Genomic DNA, 7,247 nt, shown 5'->3' on the forward strand with positions numbered 1-7,247 from the left:
TTCTTTTCAATCTGAATTTCTCTGCGAGTGTATTCATTAAAAATAATAAACCTTCCTATTTGCTTAATTTCATTATAAAATTTTTAGTTCAAAATAGCAAGTTAAAGGAATAAATAATTCTTTACGGTAATAAAAAAAAAAAAAAGTCAAAAAAAACATAAAAAACTTGACTGATTTTCATATGTGTGTTAGAATTAAGAAAAAGAAAGGGGTTTCATAATATAAGATGAGGAGAAATCGTGGAATTAAAAAAATAGTTATATTTGTATTACTAAGTGTTCTTGCATTTGGTAATACAATTCCCTATCAACAGTTTGTTCAGAAGAATAGACAATTGGAAGTTCGAGTACAATCACAAAAAAAATCGAATGGACTTGATGTTGGAAAGGCAGATTAAAGAATAATGGAATAGAATTAGTCTCTAGTATATTCGCTTTTATTATTCATTAAAAATTGTAGGGGCAAAAATGAAGATTACTGATGCAAATAATGAAAATATTGACTACATAGAAGAAATGCTATTGGAACACAATAAGAAATGCTTACCTTCATGTCAGGATGAGGACTATAAACAGATTGCTTTTATTGTTGAGAATAATCAAGAGATAGTAGGTGGCATCGTAGCTTATTCGGTTATTTGGAAAATATTATATATTGATACACTTTGGGTTAAAAACACTTATAGACGTCAAGGGATAGCAACTGCATTGTTAAATAATGTTTTAGAAAGTGCCAAAAATTACGGATGTAGTATTGTTCATTTAAGCACCTTTGACTTTCAAGGTTTAGATTTCTACTTAAGTCAAGGTTTTGAAGTTTTTGGAATTCTTAATGACTCTCCAGATGGACATAAAGAATACTTTTTAAGTAAAAGAATAGAGAAATAAAAATGTTTTATAAAAATTCTAGTATTGATTTTACTAATCTAGTTAATGAGAATAATCTTAAGACACCACTGTTAGTATATGATGAAGAACAATTGGATTATACGTTACATAAAGTCAAAAACATTTTTTCCAAATATGATTTTCTAAAATTAAGTTATGCTGTAAAAGCTTCTTATAGTGATTTTTTTCTTAACAAGTTCAGTTCTTTAGGAATGGGATGTGATGTGGCAAGTCGTTATGAATATGATTTGATAAAAGACTATTCTTTTCAGTTCGTAACTACTACTGCTCCATACTATTCTAAAGAAGATATGATATACTTTTCGAACAAAAACATTCTAATCGATTTTAACTCTTTAGACCAGATTAAACAGTTTGTTTCAATCGGTATTTCACAGGAAATAGGTCTTCGTATTAGAGTTAGTTTCCCAAAGTGGGGTGACAGAAATTTAGGAACTTACGGAGAGGAAAGTAGATTTGGAATAGAATTGAATCAAGAAATTATTGATTATATATCAGATAATGGTTTAGTCATAAAGAGATTACATACTCATACTGGTCAAATGACCCCAGAATTGTTCATTTATAAAGTTCAATATTTGTTAGAAATTTGTAAATTCTTTGATACTATTGATACAATTAATTTAGGTGGAGGTCTGTTACATCTCTTAGAAGATAGTGAGCGAACAATAGCAGCTCTTAATCGAATAGATGAACTGCTATCAACTTTCTATGAGGAAAATCAACGGAGAATAAATATTATTATTGAACCTGGTGGTGCTATTACTCTTCCATTTGGTTATTTAGTTACTAAAGTTATATCAAAGCAAATTTTAGGAAACAGTACAATTGTAACAGTAGATTCATCAGCTTGGAATTTTTTGCCGTGGAATATTTATAAGGTTGAGAACGTGAGCATAGGTTCGGAGTCCAGTAGTGATGGTATAGAAGAAAAAGTAAAAATTGCTGGGTGTACTCTTTTTGAAGGTGATTATTTTGGAGTTTTTGATGGTAAGATAAAATTACATAGTTTTCCCTCAATTTCAGTTGGAGATTTGCTAGTTGTCTATGCTTCTGGAGGTTATAGTTTTACAAATTCTAGGAGGTTTAATGGTATTAGACTTCCTATAGAATATATTTATAGAAATAAAAGGAGGTGAAAACAATGAAACTTGAGGCTTTAAACAAAGAATTGTCTGCTTTAACAAAGAAATCAAAAAACACTTTTGATATCAAATCTGAAGCAGATAACAAAGGGAATCATAATATTAAAAATCCCTTTGGTTTAGATTTAAAACTCTTGGGAGGAAGTAGACCAAGATATATTTGATATACCAATACATATTACTAGTTAAACAATTGTGTATATGTGTATATGTTTTATGCAAAAACTCCTATTTTACATTAGAAAGTATAAATAGGAGTTTTTATTCTAATATTATTTATTATATTTATATTATTAGTGGGAGAGTTTTATGAAATGGATTGTTAATCCTAGTTTTGCTTTTTTTAATAGTGATAAGACTGGCTATATTTTTAATATTCCTAATAATAAAATTACAGAGTGTACAGTGGAGTTTATAGAATTTATCAGAGATTTACATAAAATTGAATTTACTTATGAGGATTTTTGTCTGAAAATAGGTTGCGAGAAGGAAGAAGGTAAGAAGGTATTCAAGAAACTTTGCGATGAATCTGTTTTAATATCATATAAATATAAAATAGATAAATTTCAAAATACAATGTTTAATGTGAAATTTATAGAGTTAGCAAGTTTTTTAACGATGGGGTATAAAGAGAAAATAGTTTTTCTGGGCTTTCCATATGATCAGTCAGTTACCAATAGAGCTGGTTGTAAATTTGCTAGTAAAGGATTACGAGAAATCAGTAGAATAATATATGATAGAGAATATTCTCTACTTTCCTACAATGAGGAGATATCAGATATTAGTGATTTTATATATGATATTGGAGATATTAAGGGAATAATATTCGATAGAAATGGTCCGGAGTTTTCTTTTTTAACAAATATAATATTTTCCTTAGTATGTACATCAAATTTCCCAATTGTATTAGGTGGAGATCATTCTATTAGCTTTTCTACAATAAATGGAGCAAGCTTAAAAGGTGAAATCGGGGTTATCCATATTGATGCACACGATGATTATTTTGAATTTAATTTAAATAATTGGTCTCATGAGATGCATCATGGAAATTATCTGGGTGGGTTTGCTAATAACGATGCAGTTAAGAAAATATATTGTATTGGTATTCGTTCCCTAACTCCTTATCTGATAAGTAATGACAAAGTAAAAATTTATCCAAGAAAATCAATTTTTGAAACATTTCAGCTGGATAAGAACTTAAAGTATTATATTACTTTCGATGTTGATGTTATAGATCCATTATTGATAGGAGGTGTTGGAACACCAGTACCATTTGGATTCTCACTGGATCAAATTAGGGAACTTCTTATTAGATTAATACAAGAGTTTGAAATTGTTGGAATGGATGTCGTTGAATTTATTCCCGATAAAAAGGAAGAGATATTAACAATTTGTTCATTGATTTTTGAATGTGTTGTTCAACAGATAAGGAGAAATCAAAATGATTAGTGAAACAGACAAAATATTAGAAATTTTGAAAGGTAGTGAGCAAGTTGTGAGTGGTTACTTTCAGTCACAATTGGAGATTGTAAGAAAAAGAATTATAGAGAATGCTAGTTGTTTCTTATCAGAATTGAAATCTCCTATAACTGGAAAAACATATACTCTTGATGGGGAAACGATTAGTTTTTCCTATGAGAGAAATATCTCTCACCGTGTATTAGAGAGAAGATTTGATTTGAGTATCGATAGTGACTTTTATCATAAAACAATATTTTTTAATTCTGGTATTTCAGCAATTTATAATGTGATTATTTCTTTGAAAAGAATTTTACGGAAAGAAAAATTAAATATTCTAACTCAATCATCCTATTTTGAAACTGGAATGATAAATAGCATCTTAATGAATTCTATATCAACTTTGGATAGTAATACTGATGTTGAATTTGATGTTATATTTATCGAAAGTATCGATTACAATAATTTATGCTATTGTAGTTTAATTGAACTTATTCAGAGCAGAGAAATAAGCTTTTCTGACAATCAGATAACATTTATTATTGTAGATACTACTTTATATAAAGATAAGAATGAAGTAGAAAATGCGTTTGGAAAAATTTTTCCAACTAATGTGATTTTAATTGAAGTTGAATCGCTTATAAAATTTTATCAATTGGGTTTAGAACTTTCAAATGTTGGAGCGGTTACAATCTATTCACATTATAGTATATGTGAAATAGTTGATGACTTAGCAGTTTATTTAAAGAAGGTAAGAAATATCAGTGGTTCAAATCTTAATCTTTATGAAATAGCACTTTTATCAAATGAACTGATGTTAAATCATGACCTAGTTGATGTTTATCGTACTAGAATATACAAAAACGCACGTAAATTTTATGATATTTTAAGTAAAGAAAAATCAAATTTTAAATTTATTTATCCTGAAAAGAATAAAGGTGAGTCACCTTTTATCATTATGAAAAATGAAAGTTACACTATTGATGACTATCTGTTATACTGTTCTTTATTAAAAATAATAGTTGAAGAAGAAGAGGTGGATGTTATAATGGGTTCCAGTTTTGGGTTTAACCATACTCGATATGAACTCATAATTACTGATAGAGTGAAGGGAGAAGCGTTTATAAAGTTGTCAATTGGTGCATTTGATGAAAACAGTCAAATTGAATTTGCATCTTTAATCAATCGATTAAATTCTGATTCAAAAATAAAACAAGAATTTAAGAGATATGGACAGATCGAACTATTGAGGCTAGATGATACTGATTAAAAAAATAATAAATATTTTAAAGTTTACTACAATAAAAAAAATACTTTTGATTGAATTCTTAACGCTCGCATTAGATATACTAGAAGTGACCAGACCGTTTTTTATGGGAAAATCGATCGATGATATTCTGAGGAGTGATATCAATACCGTTGCAATAAAGCTTGTATTCTACACAATAACAATTCTATTATCGAGTTTTCTGGATTATTATCAAGCTATAATAATGACCAAAACTAATTTTGAAATAGAATTAGGTTGCTCTCGTAGTTTTATACAACGTTTCTTAGGAGAGAAGTCCAATTTATATTCAAAAATAAATGAGATAGTCTTGGGTGACATTGCTGAAGTATCCAAGATTGCAGTACAGGTTATTGATATCATAATATTTAATTCGGTATCGGCAATTTTAGTAATTTATTTTTGTCTTAGAATACATTACAGTCTCACTGTAATTATAATTGTATCTCTTCCGTTTTTATATTGTATCAATAATTTGTTAGGACAGAGAATTGAGAGTATGAATACTATTCACAAAAATTCTATAGATGAATTGAATGAAGAGTTCACATATTTAAAAACAGGTATACCTGTTGTAAAAAGCCTAAATGCTACTGAATATTTAGAACAAAAAATTAACAAATTTGTAACTAACGTCAATAAATTAAAATTCCGCATTTCTTATTATTTCGTTGTAAAAAATACAGTATTAGAAATATCGAATTATTTAGTATATTTAGCAATTTTGATTATTGGCATTGTATTAATTCATAACCAAAAAATAACAATAGGGCAATTTATAGCTTTTAACTCATACTCTGCTATATTGACAAAAAACTTTAATAGCTTAACAGAGGTTATGTATATGAGTAGAGAATTTAGAGTTTCGTATGATAGAATTTTTGATTCCAATAATATGAGATACTCTCAAGTTAATTATGTAAATTCTAAAGATTATTCAATCGCTCTAAATAATGTTAGTTTTAAAATTGGAAATATCAAAATTTTAAAATCAATATCGTATAATTTCCCTAAAACAGGTTTGATATTCATAGTTGGAGAAAGTGGCTCAGGCAAAACGTCCCTTTTAAAAGCTATGGACGGTTTAATTCCTGAAATTACAGGCACTGTTAGTGTAAGTACTTCTAATTCAAATATACTCTATTTACCACAAACTCCTGTAATTTTTAAAGATTCTATTTATAACAATATTGTTTTAGGAAAAGTGATAGAGGAGATTGAATTTTTAGAAGTTGTTAAACAATTAAAAATACAATATTTACTCAGAAAGGATAATCTAAAGAATCCTGACTCATTAGATCAAACGCTCTCTGGTGGCGAAAAACAACGTATTTCCTTCGCACGTGCAATACTAGCAAATCCTGACATTCTTCTCTTAGATGAATTTGATTCAGCTTTAGACAATGAGAATTCTGAGCAGTTACATAAAATTATTAGAGAGTTATCCAAGGAAAAATTGATTTTATTAGCTACACATGATATGAGCAGAATTGATAGCCAAGATCAATGCATATTAATTGAAAATGGAAGAATTAAGGAGGTTGCTTTTTTTGAGGATGTAGGGATATAAGTTATTTTTCAATTTTCTCTTTATTTAGTACTTTTGTAAAATTTATATTTATTTTATTTTCAATTATGATTTACACTGAGTATAAAGAAACTATATTCAGATTCATATCAAGATTTTTATTGGGTGTTAAGGAGGTAGATAGTTCAATTGTAAATGGTAGATATTTCCAAGCAAGCTATAAATTTTTTCAAAAAAATGGAGCATAGATAGGAATCGTTACTATTATGTACATGGTAAATCAATTATTAAAAACTATGGAAAAAATAAGAGTGATGTTTACCATATTACGGAAGATGGAATTGAGTCGAAAAAGGGCCTTAGAAAAAATATTGTTGTTTCAAAAGATAGTTTGAGGATTGATTCTAATTATTTTATTCTAGAAAACTCTGAATCTTTTAACACTATTATGCAGGAAACTAAATATGCTGGGTATAGAATTTTGAATAAAGTTGACCATTCTATCTGGATTCTCCCTATTATTTTGCTAGGTTTATTTATTGTCGTTAGTATTCAAATAGATAATAATATGAAAACCAGTTACAGAGGAGATTACTATGCTTTAATATTGAATAGTGATCGAACTATTAAACAAGTAAATGAAAATGATAAACTTTCTTTTCAAAATCAGGAAATAATTGTGGGTAATAAACGTTATCGTTACGATAATGTTAGCATTACAGTGAGAAATATGGATGATGTAAATATAGGTGAGATCAATACATCATCAAAAATAATTGTTATGAAAGATGGGGATACTAAATACTATATTTTGAAAGATTCTGCTATATATAATCAATACAAAAAATGAACTTTGAGCCACAAGGCTCTTTTTTTATTTCTTCTTTTTCATGTGATAACTTCGTAAGCGCGTCATAACA

General features: G+C 28.0%; 8 protein-coding genes. All 8 read left to right on the plus strand.

The annotated features are described in order from the left end of the window. Positions 1–226: 226 nt before the first annotated feature. The 8 genes from HT688_RS12055 (at position 227) to HT688_RS08885 (ending at position 7,177) form a co-directional block, all read left to right on the plus strand. Positions 227–397, plus strand: coding sequence for a PhrA family quorum-sensing system peptide (locus HT688_RS12055; protein WP_033684368.1), 171 nt, complete (start codon positions 227–229; stop codon positions 395–397). Positions 398–467: 70 nt separating this feature from the next. After that, positions 468–887, plus strand: coding sequence for a GNAT family N-acetyltransferase (locus tag HT688_RS08855; RefSeq protein ID WP_049493769.1), 420 nt, complete (start codon positions 468–470; stop codon positions 885–887). A gap of 2 nt (positions 888–889) precedes the next feature. Beyond that, a complete protein-coding gene (locus HT688_RS08860) occupies positions 890–2,047 on the plus strand; it encodes a hypothetical protein (RefSeq protein WP_050208510.1) in 1,158 nt (385 codons plus the stop codon). A 5-nt stretch (positions 2,048–2,052) separates the two neighbouring features. Further along, positions 2,053–2,217 carry a hypothetical protein gene (locus tag HT688_RS08865; protein WP_153299952.1) on the plus strand — a complete coding sequence of 55 codons (165 nt, stop codon included), beginning with the start codon at positions 2,053–2,055 and terminating at the stop codon, positions 2,215–2,217. A gap of 145 nt (positions 2,218–2,362) precedes the next feature. Then, on the plus strand, positions 2,363–3,502 hold the full coding sequence (locus tag HT688_RS08870) for an arginase family protein (protein WP_172923705.1): 1,140 nt from the start codon (positions 2,363–2,365) through the stop codon (positions 3,500–3,502). After that, the gene (locus HT688_RS08875) at positions 3,495–4,781 is read left to right on the plus strand and encodes a hypothetical protein (RefSeq protein ID WP_050208506.1); all 1,287 of its coding nucleotides are present in this window, start codon (positions 3,495–3,497) and stop codon (positions 4,779–4,781) included. The genes HT688_RS08870 and HT688_RS08875 overlap by 8 nt, the downstream gene beginning before the upstream one ends. Beyond that, a complete protein-coding gene (locus tag HT688_RS08880; protein ID WP_050208504.1) occupies positions 4,768–6,369 on the plus strand; it encodes an ABC transporter transmembrane domain-containing protein in 1,602 nt (533 codons plus the stop codon). Before HT688_RS08875 ends, HT688_RS08880 begins: the two co-directional genes overlap by 14 nt. Positions 6,370–6,775: 406 nt before the next feature. Then, positions 6,776–7,177: a hypothetical protein gene (locus HT688_RS08885; RefSeq protein ID WP_138703004.1), complete on the plus strand. Its 402-nt coding sequence runs from the start codon at positions 6,776–6,778 to the stop codon at positions 7,175–7,177. The last annotated feature ends 70 nt before the right edge of the window (positions 7,178–7,247 follow it).

This window comes from Streptococcus sp. 1559 (genome assembly GCF_013276735.1).
GTDB classification, from domain to species: Bacteria; Bacillota; Bacilli; order Lactobacillales; family Streptococcaceae; genus Streptococcus; species Streptococcus pseudopneumoniae.